Source organism: Rhizobium ecuadorense (assembly GCF_001187535.1).
Classification (GTDB): Bacteria; Pseudomonadota; Alphaproteobacteria; order Rhizobiales; family Rhizobiaceae; genus Rhizobium; species Rhizobium ecuadorense.
This window is the reverse complement of sequence record NZ_LFIO01001107.1, coordinates 160,679-179,744: the sequence shown is the minus strand read 5'-3', so window position 1 is coordinate 179,744 and position 19,066 is coordinate 160,679. Positions and strand designations below refer to the sequence as shown.

The 19,066-nt window shown below is 61.0% G+C and carries 15 protein-coding genes; 5 read left to right on the top strand and 10 right to left on the bottom strand.

What is annotated here, in order from left to right; all coding sequences use genetic code 11:
• Nucleotides 1-90: 90 nt before the first annotated feature.
• Nucleotides 91-1,236, top strand: a complete 1,146-nt coding sequence (gene rnd / locus AF337_RS23060) for a ribonuclease D (RefSeq protein WP_049733968.1) — start codon at nucleotides 91-93, stop codon at nucleotides 1,234-1,236.
• A 77-nt stretch (nucleotides 1,237-1,313) separates the two neighbouring features.
• Here the strand turns inward: rnd and AF337_RS23055 are convergent, their stop codons facing one another.
• Nucleotides 1,314-2,444 carry a hypothetical protein gene (locus AF337_RS23055; protein ID WP_063844344.1) on the bottom strand — a complete coding sequence of 377 codons (1,131 nt, stop codon included), beginning with the start codon at nucleotides 2,442-2,444 and terminating at the stop codon, nucleotides 1,314-1,316.
• A gap of 231 nt (nucleotides 2,445-2,675) precedes the next feature.
• Between AF337_RS23055 and AF337_RS23050 the strand changes: the two genes are divergently transcribed.
• Together AF337_RS23050 and AF337_RS23045 are read left to right on the top strand one after the other, a co-directional pair.
• Nucleotides 2,676-3,737 (top strand): adenylate/guanylate cyclase domain-containing protein, encoded by a 1,062-nt coding sequence (locus AF337_RS23050; RefSeq protein ID WP_049733967.1) that lies wholly within the window; start codon nucleotides 2,676-2,678, stop codon nucleotides 3,735-3,737.
• A 105-nt stretch (nucleotides 3,738-3,842) separates the two neighbouring features.
• Entirely contained in the window at nucleotides 3,843-5,201 is a 1,359-nt protein-coding gene (locus tag AF337_RS23045) for an esterase-like activity of phytase family protein (RefSeq protein ID WP_049733966.1), read from the top strand.
• A 289-nt stretch (nucleotides 5,202-5,490) separates the two neighbouring features.
• Here AF337_RS23045 and ppx read toward each other — a convergent pair whose 3' ends face one another.
• From ppx to AF337_RS23025, 4 genes are all read right to left on the bottom strand, one after another.
• A complete protein-coding gene (gene ppx / locus AF337_RS23040) occupies nucleotides 5,491-7,011 on the bottom strand; it encodes an exopolyphosphatase (protein ID WP_049733965.1) in 1,521 nt (506 codons plus the stop codon).
• 12 nt (nucleotides 7,012-7,023) lie between these two features.
• Nucleotides 7,024-9,228, bottom strand: coding sequence for an RNA degradosome polyphosphate kinase (locus AF337_RS23035; RefSeq protein ID WP_049733964.1), 2,205 nt, complete (start codon nucleotides 9,226-9,228; stop codon nucleotides 7,024-7,026).
• Nucleotides 9,229-9,290: 62 nt separating this feature from the next.
• Nucleotides 9,291-10,004, bottom strand: coding sequence for a DnaA regulatory inactivator HdaA (gene hdaA / locus AF337_RS23030; protein WP_049733963.1), 714 nt, complete (start codon nucleotides 10,002-10,004; stop codon nucleotides 9,291-9,293).
• A complete protein-coding gene (locus AF337_RS23025) occupies nucleotides 9,997-11,121 on the bottom strand; it encodes an AI-2E family transporter (protein ID WP_049733962.1) in 1,125 nt (374 codons plus the stop codon). The genes hdaA and AF337_RS23025 overlap by 8 nt, the downstream gene beginning before the upstream one ends.
• Nucleotides 11,122-11,366: 245 nt before the next feature.
• Between AF337_RS23025 and purM the strand changes: the two genes are divergently transcribed.
• Nucleotides 11,367-12,440, top strand: a complete 1,074-nt coding sequence (gene purM / locus AF337_RS23020) for a phosphoribosylformylglycinamidine cyclo-ligase (RefSeq protein ID WP_049733961.1) — start codon at nucleotides 11,367-11,369, stop codon at nucleotides 12,438-12,440.
• Entirely contained in the window at nucleotides 12,437-13,108 is a 672-nt protein-coding gene (gene purN, locus AF337_RS23015) for a phosphoribosylglycinamide formyltransferase (RefSeq protein WP_049733960.1), read from the top strand. The genes purM and purN overlap by 4 nt, the downstream gene beginning before the upstream one ends.
• Before the next feature lies 1 nt (nucleotide 13,109).
• On the opposite strand, the gene AF337_RS23010 is transcribed toward purN, so the two are convergent.
• The 5 genes from AF337_RS23010 to AF337_RS22990 form a co-directional block, all read right to left on the bottom strand.
• On the bottom strand, nucleotides 13,110-14,270 hold the full coding sequence (locus AF337_RS23010; protein WP_082336850.1) for an acyltransferase family protein: 1,161 nt from the start codon (nucleotides 14,268-14,270) through the stop codon (nucleotides 13,110-13,112).
• A 45-nt stretch (nucleotides 14,271-14,315) separates the two neighbouring features.
• On the bottom strand, nucleotides 14,316-14,714 hold the full coding sequence (locus tag AF337_RS23005; protein ID WP_049733959.1) for a hypothetical protein: 399 nt from the start codon (nucleotides 14,712-14,714) through the stop codon (nucleotides 14,316-14,318).
• A 264-nt stretch (nucleotides 14,715-14,978) separates the two neighbouring features.
• The gene (locus AF337_RS23000; protein WP_049733958.1) at nucleotides 14,979-16,148 is read right to left on the bottom strand and encodes an alpha-D-ribose 1-methylphosphonate 5-triphosphate diphosphatase; all 1,170 of its coding nucleotides are present in this window, start codon (nucleotides 16,146-16,148) and stop codon (nucleotides 14,979-14,981) included.
• Nucleotides 16,149-16,295: 147 nt separating this feature from the next.
• Nucleotides 16,296-16,886, bottom strand: a complete 591-nt coding sequence (locus AF337_RS22995; protein WP_049733957.1) for an NUDIX domain-containing protein — start codon at nucleotides 16,884-16,886, stop codon at nucleotides 16,296-16,298.
• Nucleotides 16,883-19,021 (bottom strand): molybdopterin-containing oxidoreductase family protein, encoded by a 2,139-nt coding sequence (locus AF337_RS22990; RefSeq protein WP_049734138.1) that lies wholly within the window; start codon nucleotides 19,019-19,021, stop codon nucleotides 16,883-16,885. The genes AF337_RS22995 and AF337_RS22990 overlap by 4 nt, the downstream gene beginning before the upstream one ends.
• Between the last annotated feature and the right edge of the window lie 45 nt (nucleotides 19,022-19,066).

Genomic DNA, 19,066 nt, shown 5'->3' with positions numbered 1-19,066 from the left:
CAATGCGCGAAGCTTATGCTGTTGTATTGACATATCGAAGCGAAAGGAGAAGGAAGGTTCAACCGACCTTTTCCTTGCGAATGAAATGATATGATCGAAACCACCGCCGATTTGGCGGCCGCCTGCAAAGAGCTGGCCAAGTCCGACTTCATCACCATCGACACCGAATTCCTGCGCGAGACGACCTTCTGGCCGGAGCTTTGCCTGATCCAGATGGCAAGCCCGACGACCGAAGTGCTCGTCGATCCGCTGGCCAAAGGCATCGATCTCGCCCCCTTCTTCGAGCTGATGGCCGATCCGAAGGTGCTGAAGGTCTTTCACGCGGCCCGCCAGGACATCGAAATCATCTTCAATCGCGGCAATCTCATCCCGCATCCGATCTTCGACACGCAGGTCGCCGCGATGGTCTGCGGCTTCGGCGACAGCGTCTCCTATGATCAGCTGGTCAGCCGCATCAAGAACGTCCATATCGACAAGTCGTCGCGCTTCACCGACTGGAGCCGCCGGCCGCTCTCCGACAAACAGCTGGAATATGCGCTGGCCGACGTCACCCACCTGCGCGACGTCTATCTGTCGCTGAAGGCGGAACTCGATCGCGAGGGCCGCACCTCCTGGCTCTCCGAAGAGATGGACATTCTCGAGGCGCGCGAAACCTACGACCTGCATCCCGACGATGCATGGCAGCGGCTGAAGATGCGCCTGCGCAAGCCGCAGGAGCTGGCGATCCTGAAATATGTCGCCGCCTGGCGCGAACGCGAGGCCCGCGCCCGCAACGTGCCGCGTTCGCGGGTTCTGAAGGACGATGCGATCTACGAGGTCGCCCAGCAGCAGCCCAAGGATACCGAAGCGCTTGGCCGTCTGCGCACCATTCCGAAAGGCTGGGAGCGCTCGACCTCCGGCGCTGCCGTCATCGAAGCCGTCAATGCGGCGCTCGCTCTTCCGAAGGCCGATATGCCACATGTGCCGCGCCAGGCGCAGGCGCCCGAAGGGGCCGCTGCCGCCGTCGAACTCTTGAAGGTGTTGTTGAAGCTGATTTCGGAAAAACACGGCGTGGCGCCGAAGGTGATCGCCAACAGCGAGGATCTCGACAGGATCGCCGCCGAGGGCGAGAAGGCCGAAGTCGCCGCCCTCAACGGCTGGCGGCGCGATCTTTTCGGCGAGCCGGCACTGCAGCTGATCCAGGGTCAGATCGCTCTGCGCTTCGTCGGCCGGAAGGTTGAGACCGTCAGCCTCTGAGACGGCTGCATATCAAAGCTTAGCCGTCACGGCTAAGCCATTGCTTTGTTTTAGGCTACTACCTTATCTCTCTAGTATTAGGGCCTGATAAATCCCCAGGCAGCAGGCTCGAGGTAATCACGAGGTGGTTGCATTTCATCCATGCTCACAGGCCGGCGCGTTAACGCCACTATTTTGAATATCTCGCCGTCACCCCAGCCGGACCAGTGTTCATCAATCAGCGGTATACCGTCCGAAGTCAGACATTGCATCAGACCTGCATCAGCGGAATCTGGTGTCCGGTTATACCATGCGCAGTCTTCGCCGAGCAGCCGATCCTGTTTTTTCATGTCGACCATCCCGGACACCATGTCAAATCTCTTGGAGAATGGCCCAGGATTCGAGGAGGAGCGGATAGCTTCGAACCTGCGCTCACCCTTGGATGCGGAATATTGGAGCCCTTGGTCTTCGAGTTCGTTCCAGACGGTGATCAGGATTGATCCATCCTCGCCGTCACGCTGTCGGAGCCACCAGGGATAATGACGTAACAGCCTCTCCTCGGATCTGTGGCTGACCAGCTTCGCCTCAAAGTCTCCAGCATTTGGAGTGTAATCGTCATAGCTTGGCAATGGTTTGAGCCAGGTACCGGCTTCAAAAAGCTGCATAGATGGTCGTACCGCCGCCCCCGGCACAGGCCCGCGCTGCAGTTCAACCAACCGCGTCTCGGACATCACCTCTCGACTGGAGAAAAGTACTTTCGTCGCGACCTCTATTCCGTCGCCGGTCAGGCAAGTTAACCAAACAGGCCCGGACCCGTCCTTATTCATTTTCCGAACAATCTCCCGCCAACGACACTGCTCACCGCCGATGGCCTCGACATCATCGGTTTCCTTGACCTCCATGATGCCGTTATAGTCCTGAGACGGCTCGACCTGCCTGACCTCGATTGAAGAGATCTCACCATTCTTCCTGGATGCCCTCAGAACAACGTTCTTGAAGAAGTGTCCGTAATAAATGTTCGTTTCTCCGCGTCTGTCCTCTTCAACATGCGTCCAGCCGTTGTGATGTTGGACGACCCGTTGGCGGCCCCCTTTGTCATTATAGGTATCACGCACGATCATCTTTGCGGAATAGTCGGGCACATCAGGACTGGCGAAAAACGGAACCCCGCTTGCATGTGCGGAGCCAGCCGCGATCGTGATCACTGAGAAAACCATCAATCTGTACATGATACTCCTGTGCAGGAAGGCGCCCACAACTATTGATAGCAATACGGCGAAGGCCTGAGATTGACAAGGTGTTTGCAGAGGCAATCACGTGGCCCAACAAAGTCGGCGAATTGGCTTCGGAACAAGCGCCGCCGCCTCTAAAAGACGCGTGGTGCTGCAGTTCGAATTCGCTTGACGGTTTTTTCCGGCCTGAAACAATGGCAGGAAGAAACATCACGGCGCAGAGGCGGCATGCGGGAAATATCTCCGACACAGAATTGGATCCTGATCACGATCGTCCTTGCGGCCAGCGGCGTCGTCTATGACCTGATGTTCTATTCCGATCAGACGCCCGTTATCGGCGCCATCTTCGCGCTGTTCATCGGCATGCCGATCATCGCCTTCGAACGCAAGGTGCTGTTTCGCGGGCTCTACAGGCGCATCCAGAAGCTGCCGACTTTCGCCTTCATCATCACCGAGCTGGTGATCTACGAGATCCTGATGAGTATCGGCTTTGCCTGCGGCGGTCTGCTGCTTTGGTCGGTCGGCATGCTGAAGCCGCCGTCGCTCCTCGATCTCGTCATCATGCCGTATGAGGTCTTCTTCTATGCGCTTGCCGTCTGCTCGGCGATGATCTTCATTCTGCGCGTGCGGGAACTGCTCGGCCGCGAGGTATTCCTGAGCATGCTGGTCAGCCGCTACCGCAATCCGGTTCGGGAAGAGCGTGTCTTTCTGTTCATCGATCTCGTCGATTCGACGGCTTTTGCCGAAAAACACGGCGACCTTCGCGCGCAGCAGCTGCTGAGTTCGCTGTTTGCGACCTTCGCCGAGCCGGTCCGGCGCCACAAGGGCATGATCAACGACTATGTCGGCGATGCGGCGATCATCACCTGGCCGCTTGCCCGCGGCGTCAAGAATGCGCGCTGCGTGCGCTGCATCTTCGATATCCTCGCCGATATCGAAGCCAATGCCGCCGGCTGGCGGAAAAGCTATGGGCAGGTGCCGAAGCTGCGGGCCGCGCTTCACGGCGGCGAGATCATCACAGCCGAAATCGGCGTCGATCATCACAAGATCAGCTATTTCGGCGATACGGTAAACACCACCGCCCGGCTGGAAACGCTCTGCCGCAGCCTGAACCGGCCGGTGCTGATCTCCTCCGAGCTTGCCCGACGCATGGAGTTTCCCGACGATATCGCTTGCGAGGATCTTGGCACCCATGCCGTCAAGGGACGCGGCCAGGCGCTGGGTGTCATGGCGCTTTCCTCGCGGGCGGTGACCGTGCTGAACACGCCGGCAGTCATTCTGCACGGCTGAGCAACGGCATTTCCACCCGTCACCAAAGCTTCACCCAACCGTCAATTCGCTGACACGGAAGCCCTGCTAAGCGGAAGCCATTGGCATCTGTTCCATGGGGATATTATGAAGAACGTCCTTTTTGCTTCCGTATCGCTTTTCATCCTGATCGGCGCCTCCGCTTCGGCCGACCAGCAGCAGTTCCCGGCCAAGCTCGCCGGCCAGGCAATCCTGCCTGCCAACACCCTGGTTCCGGCTCCGGCCGACGCTCCTGAATTCCTCAAGCACTCAGGCAAGTTCACGACGCCGGACCGCAAGCGCACCGAAGCGCTCGGCACCGTTCCCGGCAAGGACGGCGCCCGCGTCACCGATCTGAAGCTCCCCTTCGACGGTCAGGCGGTCCAGGGTTTCTCCGGCATCAAGACGATGGCTGACGGCACCTTCTGGACGCTCACGGACAACGGCTTCGGCTCGAGGGCCAATTCCTCCGACTCCATGCTCTTCCTGCACCAGATGAAGTTCGACTGGGCGGCCAACAAGGCTGAGGTCGTCAAGAACCTCTTCCTCTCCGATCCGAACAAGATCGCCCCCTTCCCGATCGTGCTGGAAGGCACCGATACGCGTTACCTCACCGGCGCCGACTTCGATATCGAATCGATCCAGCCGGTTGCCGACGGCTTTTGGCTCGGCGACGAATTCGGCCCCTACATCCTCAAGTTCGACACCGCGGGCCGTCTGACCGACGTCATCGCGACGACGCTCGACGGCAAGCCGGTGCTTTCGCCCGACAATCCGCTGATCCAGCTTCCGGGGAACCCGGCCGCGAAGATGCCGGTCTTCAACCTGAAGCGCTCCGGCGGCTTCGAGGGCCTCGCCATGTCTAGGGATGGCTCCAAGCTCTACGGCCTGCTCGAAGGGGCGATCTACAAGGATGACGGCCAGATGGAATCGGTCGATGGCCACACCGCCGTCCGCGTCATCGAATTCGACGTCGCCTCCAAGAAGTGGACCGGCCGCAGCTGGTTCTATCCATTCGAAGATAAGGGTGTGTCGATCGGCGACTTCAACATGCTCGACGACACGACCGCTCTCGTCATCGAGCGCGACAGCGGCGCCGGTACCAAGGACAAGGCCTGCGCCGACCCGAAGCAGCCGAAGCCGGATTGTTTCGAGGCGCCGGCCGAACTGAAGCGCGTCTACAAGATCGAATTCAACGACGCCAATGTCGGCAAGGCCGTCCGCAAGATCGGCTATATCGACCTTCTGAATATCCAGGACCCCGACAACAAGAAGAAGGCCGGAGCCAAGGACGGCGTCTACGACATGCCCTTCGTGACGATCGAAAACGTCGACCGCGTCGACGCCACCCACATCATCATCGGCAACGACAACAACCTGCCCTTCTCCGCCGGCCGCGCCGTCGACAAGGCTGATAATAACGAGTTCAGCCTGCTTGAGGTTGGGGAGTTTTTGAGCGCGAAGTGATTTGGGTTTGATGTGATATGGAGGGGCGGTGCGCGAGTGCCGCCCTTTTTCGTTTGGTTTGGTGGGCACATCGTACGATATGCCGTGCCAGCCCCCTCTGCCCTGCCGGGCATCTCCCCCACAGGTGGGGAGATCACAAGTGGCTTGGCCTTACCCACGCCTCTACCGTTTCGTCGCGCTGCCACGGCAGTTGTTTTGGGAAACCGGTGCGCCCAGCCGATCTCCCCACCTGTGGGGGAGATGGCCGGCAGGCCAGAGGGGGCCGGCACGGCACAACGCCTCCCGCAGACTACTCGAACAAAAACGCCAGCCTCTTGTTCGTCAGCCTCGACAGCTGCTGCAATCGGCCGTCCAGACGTTCGCCGGCGAAGTCGCGGTATTCGGGGGGAACGACGAATTCGAGGTCGAGGTCCGGGTTCTTCGATTTGCGGAAGGTCAGGTTTTTGACGATGCCGGGCATCGAGGCCGAGAAGAGATAGACGACGCGCAGCATGCCGCCGAGCAGCTTGGCGCGGTCGATGAGCTGCGGCGTGGCGATCTGCGCCAGCGGGCCGGTGGCGCCGTCGTCGTGCAGGCCCTCGAAACGGTAGTAATTGGTCAGCGCGATGAAGGCGCGGCCGGGATGGCTGATGCCGACGAAGGAAGAGTGGGCGATGACGTTCAGCGCCTGCAGGCCGCGATAATCGGGATGGGCGCGCCAGCTGATATCGGCGAGCAGACAGGCGGCCTGGCGATAGCGGCTTTCCTCTTCGGTTTCCTGGATGCCGAAGAGGGGCATCATGCGGCCGGTCCATTCCGCCAGCTCGCGGGCATGCTCGGGCGAACGGGCACGCAGGATCGCCAGTTCGCCGGCGGCGGCAAGCAGCGGATCGAGGCGGCGCTCGCCCTCCGACAGCAGCGAATAGAGATATCCCTCGCGCACACCCTGCGCCGAGAAGGAAATCACCGACGGCTTCATCGCGCTCAGCACTTCCTTCATGGCGACGGCGCCGAAGGGCAGCAGCGAGCGGCGATGTTTGGATACGGCCTGCAGCGCCGGTTCCTTGGAATCGCGCGCGGTCACCACCTGTTCGAGGAACAGCATCATCGCTTCGAGCGAGACCTCATAACCCTGCATCATATGCAGCGGATAATGCGTCATCTCCATATGCAGCTTGGCGATGTTTCGCCAAGTGCCGCCGACGGCGTAGAAGGTGCGCCCCTCGCCTTTCGACAGCAGCTTTGCCGTCTTCACCTGCTTGCGGGCAAAGGTGCGGGCCTTGGAGAGCGAACCGCCGGCATATTCCGACAGGCGCAGGCCGCCGAGCGGCAGGGTGATGCCCTTGCCGAACTCCTTGCCCTTGATATCGATCAATTCAAGCGAGCCGCCGCCGAGATCGCCGGCGATCCCATCGGGATTGAAGAAGCCGCTGATGATGCCGAGCGAGGCGAATTTCGCTTCCTCCTCGCCCGAGAGCACGCGGACCTTGCGGCCGAGGATGGTTTCCGCCTGATGGATGAAATCAGGACCGTTGCTCGCCTCGCGCGCGGCGGCCGTCGCCAATACATACATGGTGGCGGCGCGCGCCTGGTCGGACAGGGCTTTGAAACGATGCAGCGACGCCAAAGCCCTGCCGACGCTGGCTTCATCCATTTTGCCGGTCAGGGCTATGCCCCTGCCGAGGCCGCAGAGAACCTTTTCGTTGAAGAGGACGGTTGGCGAACGGGACATGCCTTCATAGACGACAAGACGAATGGAATTCGATCCAATATCGACGACGGAGACCGGGGCGATCCCCGGAAGGCGCCCCTGGGCTTCAGATTCAACCATCTAGGTCCAGTTTTACTTGTTGTTGCGGCCTTCGAGCAGGCCGGCGATCAGCTTCGGCGCACTGGACTTCAGAGCTTCACCACGGCCCGACAGGCTCGGATTGGTCATGAAATACTGCTGCGCATTGAACGGTTCCTCGCCTCTGCGCACTTCCATGCGCCGGGACGTACCGTCGGGCAATATCTCGTAGCTTTGTTGATTGTCAATCACGTTGCCGAGCATAATCTGTGACAAGACCTGCTCGTGAACGGTCGGATTCGTCAGCGGAACCATTGTCTCGACGCGGCGATCGAGATTTCTCGGCATCATGTCGGCCGAACCGATGTAAACCAGCGCCTTGTCGGACGGCAGGCCATGGCCGTTGCCGAAGCAGAAAATGCGGCTGTGTTCGAGGAAGCGGCCGATGATCGACTTGACGCGGATCTTTTCGGAAAGGCCGGGCACCTGTGGGCGCAGGCAGCAGATGCCGCGCACGACGAGATCGATTTCAACGCCGGCATGGCTGGCGCGATAGAGCGCGTCGATGATGTCGGGGTCGACAAGCGAGTTCATCTTCATCCAGATTGCGGCCGGAGCGCCGTTCCGGGCATGCTGAATTTCTTCCTCGATGTGGCGCAGGATGCGCGGGCGCATCGTATAGGGCGAAATCGCAAGCTGCATGCCCTGTTCCGGCTCGCCGTAGCCGGTGATGAAATTGAAGATGTTCGCCATATCGTGGGCGATGACCGGATTGCAGGTAAAATAGGACAGGTCGGTGTAGATCTTCGCGGTGATCGGGTGGTAGTTGCCGGTTCCGAGGTGGCAATAGGTCCGGAGCTTACCTTCCTCGCGGCGGACGACCATCGACATCTTGGCGTGGGTCTTGAGCTCGATGAAGCCGAACACGACCTGCACGCCGGCGCGCTCGAGATCGCGCGCCCAGCGGATGTTCGCCTCTTCGTCGAAGCGGGCCTTGAGCTCGACCAGCGCCGTCACCGACTTGCCGGCTTCGGCGGCGTCGACCAGCGCACGCACGATGGGGCTGTCGTTGGAGGTTCGGTAAAGCGTCTGCTTTATCGCCAGGACGTCAGGATCGCGCGCAGCCTGGAGAAGGAACTGGACCACCACGTCGAAGGATTCATAGGGGTGATGGACGACCATGTCCTTTTCGCGGATGGCGGCGAAGCAGTCGCCGGCATGTTCGCGGACGCGCTCGGGAAATCGCGCGTTGTAGGACGGAAACCTGAGATCTTCGCGCGGCGCCTTGGTGATCTCGGACAGAGTATTCAGCGCCAGAAGGCCCGGCAGAACGGCGACGCGATTGTCAGGGATATTCAGCGCCTGAACGACGAACTGGCGCAGCGAGGCCGGCATTTCCGAGTCGGTCTCGATGCGGATGACCTTGCCGCGGCGGCGGCGCTTCAGCGCGGTTTCAAAGAAGCGGACGAGATCCTCGGCCTCTTCCTCGACTTCGATATCGCTGTCGCGGATGACACGGAAGGTACCGGAGCCCTGCACCTCGTAACCCGGGTAGAGCCGATGGATGAAGATGTTGGCGACATCCTCAAGCGTGATGTAGCGGATGGTGTTTCCATCGTCCGGCAGACGGACGAAGCGATCGAGCGCCGGCGGCAGACGCAAGAGCGCCGTCATCGGCTCGCGGCCGTTCTTGCTGACGAGCTGCAGGCCGATCGAGAAGCCGAGATTCGGAATGAACGGGAACGGATGGGCCGGATCGATCGACAATGGCGTCAGAACCGGAAAAATCGCCTGTTCGAATTCGGTGGCCAGCCACTGGCGGTCGGCATCGCTCAAGGCGCCGGGGCGCACGATCAGGATGTCTTCCTTGGCGAGATATTGCTGCAGCACGGCGAGCGAGGCCTGCTGCTCCATCTGCAGATGGTCGATCTCCTGCAGAATCGAATCGAGCTGCTCGGCTGGCGTCTTGCCGTCGGGGCTGCGGATGACGATGTTCTGGCGCACCTGGCCCTCGAGGCCGGCGACGCGCACCATGAAGAATTCATCGAGGTTGGCGGCCGAGATCGACAGGAAGCGAACGCGCTCGAGCAGCGGATGCTCGGTATTCAGCGTTTCTTCCAGGACACGGCGGTTGAACTGCAGCCAGGAGAATTCTCGGTTGATGAAGCGCTCGGGGCTTTTGAGCAGCTCTTCCAGCGGGGGAGTGTTGTCGTTGGTTTCCGGAGTGAGTTCCTGATGCTCTGCGACTGCACTGTCCATGGTCCACCCCGTTCTCAATCGCCGAAGGCAATTATATCAGTTTCACGACGGAACTGTGACAGTCAATCGGCCGGCTCCGAATTTCCCAATTCATTCAATACTTCGGCAGCCATAGACCGGGTGATTTTCGTACCCCGCGACAGGGCGAGCCGGTCCAGCCTTTCGACGATCGTCTGGGCGGCATTCAGCGACCGCTCCATCCGGTTGACGATATAGAGCACGAGTTTGTCATCTATATAAAGCTGGCGGTCGGCGAAGAGCTTGACGATCACCTGCGACAGCAACGCCTCGTCGGGCTCACCGATCTCGACGACGGTCACAGCTTTCAGGCGAGAACGCAGATCCGGCAGCAAAACCGGCCAGGAGATCGGCCAGAGACGGCTTGTTATCAACAGGCTGGTGCCGTTTTCGCGCACGCTGTTGATGACGTGGAAGAGCGCATTGTCGTCGAAGCCGAGGCGGTCGGCATCCTCGAACAGCACCGGGCCGGCGGCGGCGGCAATTGCGGCGTCCGAGCCAAGCTCGGGATGGATGTCGACAGCGCCGCTCAATTCCCGCCAGATGCGGGCGAGATGCGATTTTCCCGAACCGACCGGGCCGGCGAGCACGACGACCGGCGACGGCCATGCGGGCCAGGCATCGACGATCGAAACGGCGGCGGCGAGACGCTCCGAGATCAGGAGGTCGTCGCGCCCGCTTGCGGCATCGTGCGAAAAGACCAGCGGCAGCTGCTCTCCGGCCTTGCGCTTCGGATCAGCGTTCTTCACGTCATTCATTGGAAACTGATTTCGTCTTCCGGGCGCGGCCGCCTGATGACCCGCCAAAATAAAGATCGCTCTGAAGGTAGCGTGAAAGCGCGAAACGGACAAGGACGCCGACGGCGGCAGCAGCCGGCACGGCGACCAGAAGACCGACGAAACCGAAGAGCGCGCCGAAGGCAAACAGCGCAAACATCAGCCAGACCGGGTGCAGTCCGACGCTGGAGCCGACGAGCTTCGGCTGCAGGATGTTGCCCTCCAGGAACTGGCCGCTGAAGAAGACAACGAGCACCAGGCCGATCCAGGGATAATCCGGCCAGAACTGGACGATCGCCACGCCGACGGCGAGAACCAGGCCGACCAGCGAGCCGACATAGGGAATGAAGCTGATCATGCCGGCAAAGAGCCCGATCAGCAGGCCGAAATTCAGCCCGACGAGCGACAGGCCGGCGGCATAATAAATGCCGAGGATGAGGCAGAGCGAGCCCTGGCCGCGGATGAAGCCGGCGATCGCCTGATCGATCTCGCTGGCGATCTGGCGGACGTCGCTGATATAATCGCGCGGGATCCACTGATCGACCTTGTCGACCATGCGGTCCCAATCGAGCAGGATATAGAAGGCGACAACGGGGGTGACGACGAGCAGCGATATGACGTCGACGATCGCCTTGCCGGAATTCCAGATCTGCGCGAAGAGCCCGGTCAGAAAGCCCATGCCTTCGGAGAGGATGCCGGAGAAATTGTCCTTGATCGTGCCGGCCTGGCTTCTGACCCAGTCCGGCAGCAGCGAGTTTTTCGAGTTGTCGATGAACTGCTGCAGCTGGCTGATATAGGTCGGCAGCCGCTCGGCGAAATCGTTGAACTGGCTGACGAGCACGGGAATGAGGATCATCAGCGCCAGCGCGAAGGTGATGACGAAGGCGATCAGGATGACGACCGTCGCCATCATGCGGCTCAGGCCCAGCCGCTGCAGCCTGTCTGCGACCGGATCGAGGAAATAGGCGATCGCCATGCCGGCGATGAAGGGCAGCAGGATCGAGCTGAAGACGTAGAGAAAGACGATGAAGAAGACGAGCACGATCAGCCAGAAGAAAATCTGACGCTTGAGACTGCTGCCGCTGACTTGCTGTGGCATCGCTTCCCCGCTGATCGCTTTCCGCCGCCAAACGCCGCATCCGAACCGACGCGGCCATTCAGCACATAGGATGCGGGCGCAAAGATGGTCAACCCTGTCGCGCCAAATCCCGGAAAGGCTCGGGGAAGACGCGGGAAATTGGGGGCTTTTGCCATGCGACGCTTGCATAAAGGCCCCTGTCATGCAATTGCGACCGGCAGATGACGCGGCGCGTCCGCCGCCTGAAATAGCCATCGGAGACCAGCATGAGCCAGTCTGGGAAAAACGGCCTGACCTACAGCGACGCAGGCGTCGACATCGATGCCGGCAACCTCCTCGTCGAGAAGATCAAACCGGCGGTGCGCTCGACCCGGCGTCCCGGCGCCGACGGCGAGATCGGCGGCTTCGGCGGGCTGTTCGACCTCAAGGCCGCCGGTTTTACCGATCCGGTTCTGGTCGCCGCCAATGACGGCGTCGGCACCAAGCTGAAGATTGCCATCGATGCCGATTATCACGACACGGTCGGCATCGACCTCGTCGCCATGTGCGTCAATGATCTCGTCGTCCAGGGCGCCGAGCCGCTGTTCTTCCTCGATTACTTCGCCACCGGCAAGCTCGACCCCGACCAGGGCGCAGCGATCGTCGGCGGCATTGCCGCCGGCTGCCGGCAGGCCGGCTGCGCGCTGATCGGCGGCGAGACGGCCGAAATGCCCGGCATGTATTCCTCCGGCGACTACGACCTCGCCGGCTTTGCCGTCGGTGCTGCCGAACGCGGCAAGCTGCTGCCCTCCGGCGATATTGCCGAGGGTGACGTGATCCTCGGGCTTGCCTCCTCCGGCGTTCATTCCAACGGCTTCTCGCTGGTGCGCAAGATCGTCGAACTGTCCGGCCTCGGCTGGGATGCGCCGGCGCCCTTCGCCGAAGGCAAGAAGCTCGGCGAAGCCCTGCTCGAGCCGACCCGCATCTATGTGAAGCCGCTGCTGAAGGCGATCCGCGAGACCGGCGCCATCAAGGCGCTGGCTCACATCACCGGCGGCGGCTTCCCGGAGAATATTCCGCGTGTGCTGCCGAAGCACCTGGCAGCCGAGATCGATCTCGCCGCCGTCAAGGTTCCCACGGTGTTCTCGTGGCTCGCCAGGACGGGCGGCGTCGAAACCAAGGAGATGCTGCGCACCTTCAACTGCGGCGTCGGCATGATCGCCGTCGTCGCCGGCGAGAATGTCGCCGCCGTTTCCGCCGCCCTCGAAGCCGAGGGCGAGACCGTCGTCACACTCGGCCGCATGATCACCCGCGACGAAGGTGCCGCCGGCACGGTCTATAAGGGCACGCTTGCCATATGAGCGCGAAGCGCAAACGCGTCGTCGTCCTGATCTCCGGCGGCGGCTCCAACATGATGGCGCTGGTCGCTGCGGCCAAGGCCGCCGACTATCCGGCGGAAATCGTCGGGGTAATCTCCGACAAGGCCGAGGCCGGCGGGCTTGCCAAGGCGGCTGCCGAAGGCATCGCCACTTACGCCTTCCCTCGCAAGGACTATGCCAGCAAGGAGGCGCATGAGGCGGCGATCTTTTCCGCACTCGATGAGCTTTCCCCCGACATCCTCTGCCTCGCCGGCTATATGCGACTGCTGACCGCGACCTTCATCCAGCGTTACGAAGGCCGGATGCTCAACATCCACCCTTCCCTGCTGCCGCTGTTTCCGGGCCTGCATACGCATCAGCGCGCGATCGACGCCGGCATGCGCATCGCCGGCTGCACCGTGCATTTCGTCACCGAAGGCATGGATGAGGGACCGGTCATCGGCCAGGCCGCCGTTCCGGTTCTCACAGGCGACACGGCCGAAAGCCTCGCGGCGCGCGTGCTCACCGTCGAGCATCAGATCTACAAACAGGCGCTGCGGCTCTTTGCCGAGGGCCGCGTCACGATGCAAGGCGGCAAGGCCATCGGTGCCGAGGCTTCGGCCACTGCGCCTAAAGCCCAGCTGATTTCGCTGATCGGCGACCGGGCCTAATTTAGTTCAGAGAAAACTTGCGGCTTAGATAAGCACGAACAGGTCTGTCGAACTGCGTGTGTAGAAAATGAGCCCCAGCAACAGCAGCCAAGAGCGTGCAGCTCACGGCGATCGGCAATGGAATAAAGCTGTTTGTGACGTTTTGGAATTGAGAGCCAAGTTGAATAACAGGCAAATGGACGGTGTAAAGAGGATAAGACAATTGTCCAAGGTAGGCCGCGAATGGCTGCTCCTCACTCTGCGGAACGGCAGCCGCTAGCGCCACCACGATTGGAATAATGACGGCGATGCAGACGAAATCGTAGATGTCGCGTGGGACGGCGAACGGCAAAAATAAAACAGCGATCAGGACGAAAAGCGGGATTTGACGTCGTACAGCGGGGATCCGCTGAATGATTTGCCAGCGGAAAATGAGAATACCGGCAAGGAACGAAAAGCCGGCCCTGACGAACCCTTCAAAGAACGTTCGCCAGTTCCCAAATCCAACGGGCCCGATAGTGCCTTCGATCGAAACAATTGCGAAAAGCGCCGCCGCCAACAACGCGAGAGCCGCTATCTCATGCCAAAAATGAATTCTTAGGCGAGCAACCGATCCGTAAATCATGCCAGCCACCATTTCAAAAAAGATGGACCAAAGCGGATTGTTGATCGCGAACGCCTCCTGCCCCAGCAAAAAGCCCGCGGGCAACAGGAGTAACGCGCCGACCGCAAGAATCGAAACATCAGCGAGAGAAATCCCTGGCGCGTAAGCGACTTGCAACGCGAGAACGCCCAAGCCAACACCGACCACGATCATGGGATAAAGCCGCACCATACGTTTCAGGAGGAACGCCGGGCTTCGCAGAGCGCCCGACCTCAGTTTCTGATCGTACGCATTTGCGAGCACGAAACCGCTCAGGCAAAGAAAGAAATCCACGGCCAGATAGGCGTGGGAATTGAGATTGAAGCCAAAAACCTGGCTGGCGTGCAAGAGAGCCACCGATATTGCAGCAATGCCTCGAAGCTCATCCAGAAAGATGAAATGCGGCTTCACCCCGTATTCCCAATTGGCGAGATACAAGGCATCGCTTGGACCAGGGTCCGTTGCGCCGTCTTCATGTCCGGTAATAACAACCAGAGCGGTGGCGCTTATAAAAGACTCCTTAGCATCCTCACTCAACATGTGGAGTTCCGAAACCTGGGTATGGGACAATAACCGACATTCAGCCTAAAACTCTGCTGAGCCTCGAAGAGTGAGCCCCTTCGAATAGCGGCGCACAGCGACCCAAGTGAAAACCTCGAAGGTTATGATGGCGAAAAGCGCAAGGATGACGCCGGCGGCATAGGCGTTGGAGCGGGCTTGGTCCACCAGAGGTAAGGCAACCCATACTGCATATGTGATCTGCACCAAAACGAATATCGAAAATAAAACAAAGAATAAATTTAGTATTCGCAGATCCAAGACCACAATGTTGAACGCGTAAAATCCAACGACCACTGTTCCACTCAGCCAGAAAAGTAACGCGATAGCATCTACCACGCCGAGCGGACCATTCCCCGTCACATAGTCGGATACGCCCCAAACCCACGAAAATGCGCTGCAGATAGCGAAAATCTTCCAGCCCATGATTTTCTCCTTTGAGTTGATAATACCCATGGAGGTTGAACTATCTATCGCAGCGGCCGCTAAAGTTTTAATAACGTTGAGATATCGCGCTGCTGGCACAGGGTGACAGCACATCAGGGTCAATGCCCGCCATCACAGCCCTGGATCTCGCGACAATAGGAGAACCGGAGTGATCCCTTTGGCCAGCCTACACCGTCAGACTGGTCGACCCCACCGGAGTCGGACGGGGATCGCACACCTAGACGAATTCAAGTTCTGATCCAGCTAAGCCGCAAGCGCCCGCAATGGATGCAACGTGCCGTCGCTGTAGACGAAGCGGCCGGCGCGGAAGGTGGCGCGGATGCGATGGACTTCACCCGGTTCGACCGCCACCAGATCGGCGCGCTGGCCGATGGCGATTTCGCCGCGATCCAGAAGGCCGGCGGAGCGGGCGGCATTGCCGGTCGCCATGGCGACGGCGGAGGGCAAGCCGCCTTCCACCATGTCGGCGAGCTTGAAGATGCCGGGCACGAAGGCGGCCGGGTGATAGTCGGCGGCGATGACGCTCAAGAGGCCGGCCCTGGCGGCATCGAGGGCGCTGAGGTTGCCCGACATCGACTGGCCGCGCAGCGCATTCGGCGCGCCCATCAGCGTCCAGAGACCGCGGCGGCGGGCCTCTTCGGCGGCGGGCGCCGTCACCGGGAACTCGCTGATGGTGACGCCGAGATCGTGCATTTCGGCGACTTTCTCGACACTGTCATCATCATGCGAGGCAAGCGACAGCTTGTGCTTCAGCGACAGCGCGACGATCTCCTTCAGCTTGGCCCCGATCTCAGGATTGCTGCGCATGGCGATACGCTTGGCGACGATCTCGGCGGCCATTTCCTCGGAGATGGCGCGGCGCTCGGAAATGCTAAGGATGTAGCTTTGCAGGTTGTTGTACTGGCCCTGGCCCGGCGTGTGGTCGGTGAGCGAAACCATGTCGATCTGGTCGGCATTCAGCAGGCGCTCGAGTGCGGCAGCGGCGCCGACATTGGTGATTTCATAGCGGGCGTGGACGCGGTGGTCGATCAGCAGATCATCGCGCAGGCGGTTGATACCCTCGATCACCGCCGAGGTCGTCTCCAGCGAGCGGACGTGACCGTAGACGCTTTCGGTGGCGAAGGAGACGGCGGCAAAGGCCGTGGTGACGCCGGCGGCGGCAAGCTTCTTGTCGAGCTCGTGGATACCGAAATCGATCGGCATCGTCGCGTTCGGGCGCGGCGCGATCTCGCGCTCGATCATGTCGCCGTGGAGATCGACAAAGCCCGGCATCAGCAACCGCCCGCCGCCATCGATGGCAGCCCCAGCGACCGGCGCCGGCCTGATCTCGGCGATGGCGCCGTCTTCAACCCGCACGGAACCTTCACTCACCACCTCGTTTGGGAGAACGAGGGTGAAATTGCTGAGCCACATGGGCTTTCTCCTGACCGCATCGATGATTGACAGACCGCAGCGGATAGAACCGCTTCGTGACAAACGTATGAACTTTCCGAACGCCAGAACCGCGATCGCGAAACCGTCTTGAGGCCAACCGGCGGCTTGCCCGAGACCGCGCATCCGCTATCGAAGCTTATTCCTGTTCAACAAGGCCCATTGCAGCAGCATGATCGTCTTGGCGTCGAAGATCTCGCCGTTTTCGATCATTTGAGCGGCCTCGTCGAGCGGGACTTCGAGAACCTCGATATCCTCGTGCTCCTCGTCCAGGCCGCCGCCTTCCGCCACGCGGTCGGCGATGTCGATCAGCGAGACGAAGAAGTGGACGACTTCCGTGATGGCGCCGGGTGACGGATAGCATTTGAACAGGAAGCGCGCATCGCGCAGGTGGTAACCGGTTTCTTCAATCGCCTCGCGGCGGATAGCCTGTTCGGGATGATCGTCGTCGAGAAGGCCGGCCGGCACCTCGATCATCCAGGCGGGATCGCCATGGAGATGGACAGGAAGGCGGAACTGGCGGACGAGTACAACGAGATCGCGTTTCGGATCGTAAAGCAGGATGCAGGCGGCCTGCGTGCGATGGTAAACTTCCCGCTTCAATCTCTGGGTCGCGCCCCTGCGGTCGATATAGTCGAGCAGATAGCTGCTCAACCGCGTCCAGCCATTCGACAGCGTTTCCTCGCTGACGATTTTCACCCGTGATTTCGGCTGCATCATGCTGCGTCCCTGCGAAGCCAGACCTTGTTGTCGTGTACGGCCGCCCCGCCATAGGGCGCGACAGGGTCAGCGCCGGTCAAAACGTTGATACCTTCGCCGTCGACATGCGCCTTGTTCGGCCAGAGGCCCTCGGCGATCAGCACGCCAGGCTTCACGTCGGTGGTGATGCGGGCGTGGATGCGCAGATCGCCGCGGCTGTTGCCGATTCGGACGAGATCGCCATGGGCGATGCCGTTGGCTTCGGCGTCGGCCGGATTGATCATCACCTCAGGACGGCCCTCCTTCTGACGCGAGGTCTTGGTCTCGGCGAAGCTCGAATTCAAGAAATTGCGGGCGGGCGAGGTGGCGAGGCGGAAGGGATGCCCGGGATCGGCGACTTCGATGACATCGACCTGATCGGGGAAAACCGGAAGCTCGGCATGCGGCCCGAGCAGGCCGATCGCCGCCGGCGGTTTGTTCGGCGCCGGCTGATCGATCCAGTCCGGGCGGAAATGGAATTTGCCGTCGGGATGGGCAAAGCCGTTCAGGAAATGCGCCTCCTCGAAGGCCGGCTGGCGATCGAACCATTTGTGTTCGAGGAAATGGTCGTAACCCGGTAGGCCACTCGATTCGAGCACGCGGTCGACCATCTCGCGAGCAGAAAAGCCGAAGCCCGGTCGATCGGCGACGCCCAGGCGTTTGGCCAGTTCCTCGATGACGAAAAGATTGGTGCGCACGCTGGGCGGCGGCTCGACCAGCTTCGGCCCGAGCAGGATATGGTTCTGGCCGCCGGCCCGGTAGATGTCGTCATGCTCGACGAACATGGTCGCGGGGATGACGATATCGGCAATCTCGGCCGTTTCGGTCATGAATTGCTCATGCACGGCGACGAAAAGGTCGTCGCGGGCAAAGCCGCGTTTGACGAGGCGCTGCTCGGGGGCGATGTTTGCCGGATTGGTATTCTGGATCAGCATCGCCGTCACCGGACCGCGATGGCGCAAAGCCACCGCATCGCCGGTCAGTACCCGGCCGATCTGCGACTGATCGAGCATGCGGATATCGGCATCCTTCATCGACCGGCCGGTCACCTCCGCATTGTTCATGCGGAAGATGTCGCTGTTCGAATGGAAGGCGCCGCCGCCCTCATACTGCCAGGAGCCGAGAACGGTGGCGACCGAGGCGGCCGCATGCATGGCGACCGCGCCGTTGCGCTGGCGGGTGAAGCCGTAGCCGAGGCGGAAGAAGGTCTTCTTCGTCGTGCCGACGAGGCGGGCGAAGGCTTCGATCTCCTCGACCGAGAGGCCGGTGATATCGGCGGCCCATTGCGGCGTCTTCGTTTTCAGATGGACTTCGAGGCCGGCGGGATCATCGGCATAGCGTGCCATGTAGTCCCGGTCGGCATAGCCGTCGCGGAAGGCGACGTGCATGATGGCGCAGGCGAGTGCGGCATCGGTGCCTGGCTTGACGATCAAGGCCATATCGGCCTGCTTCATCGTCGGATTGTCGTAAATGTCGATGACGACGATCTTGGCGCCGCGCTCCTTGCGCGACTTGATGGCGTGAGTCATCACGTTGACCTGGGTCGAAACGGCATTGGTGCCCCAGATGACGACGCAATCGGTGCGGCCCATCTCGCGCGGATCGGGGCCGCGCAGCGTGCCGGTCGCCACGGTGAAGCCGGTCCAGGCGGGGTTGGTGCAGATCGAGGAGAAGAAGCCGGAATAGCGCTTGGCGTGACGCAGGCGATCGATCGAATCGCGCTGCACCCAGCCCATGGTGCCGGCGTAGAAATAGGGCCAGATCGCCTCGCTGCCGTCCTTTGCCTCGGCCTTCACGAAGGCTTCGGCGATCTCGTCCAGTGCATCGTCCCAGGAAATCTGCTGCCACTGCCCTGCCCCCTTGGCGCCGGCGCGGCGCAAGGGATGCATCAGGCGATCGGGATGATAGAGCCGCTCGGCATAACGGGCGACTTTGGCGCAGATGACGCCGGAGGTGTAGGAGTGATCATTGGCACCGCGCACGCGGCCGATACGGCCGTCCTCGGATATGTCGACCTCCAGCGCGCAGGTGGAGGGACAGTCGTGCGGACAGGCCGTGTGGCCTACCCTGGTGTCCGGCTTCGGGGATTTGGCGTGGATGGGGGTCGCAATGTTCATGGCATTTGTATATTCCAAGCCTTGCACGGCCAAAAGCCACAAACT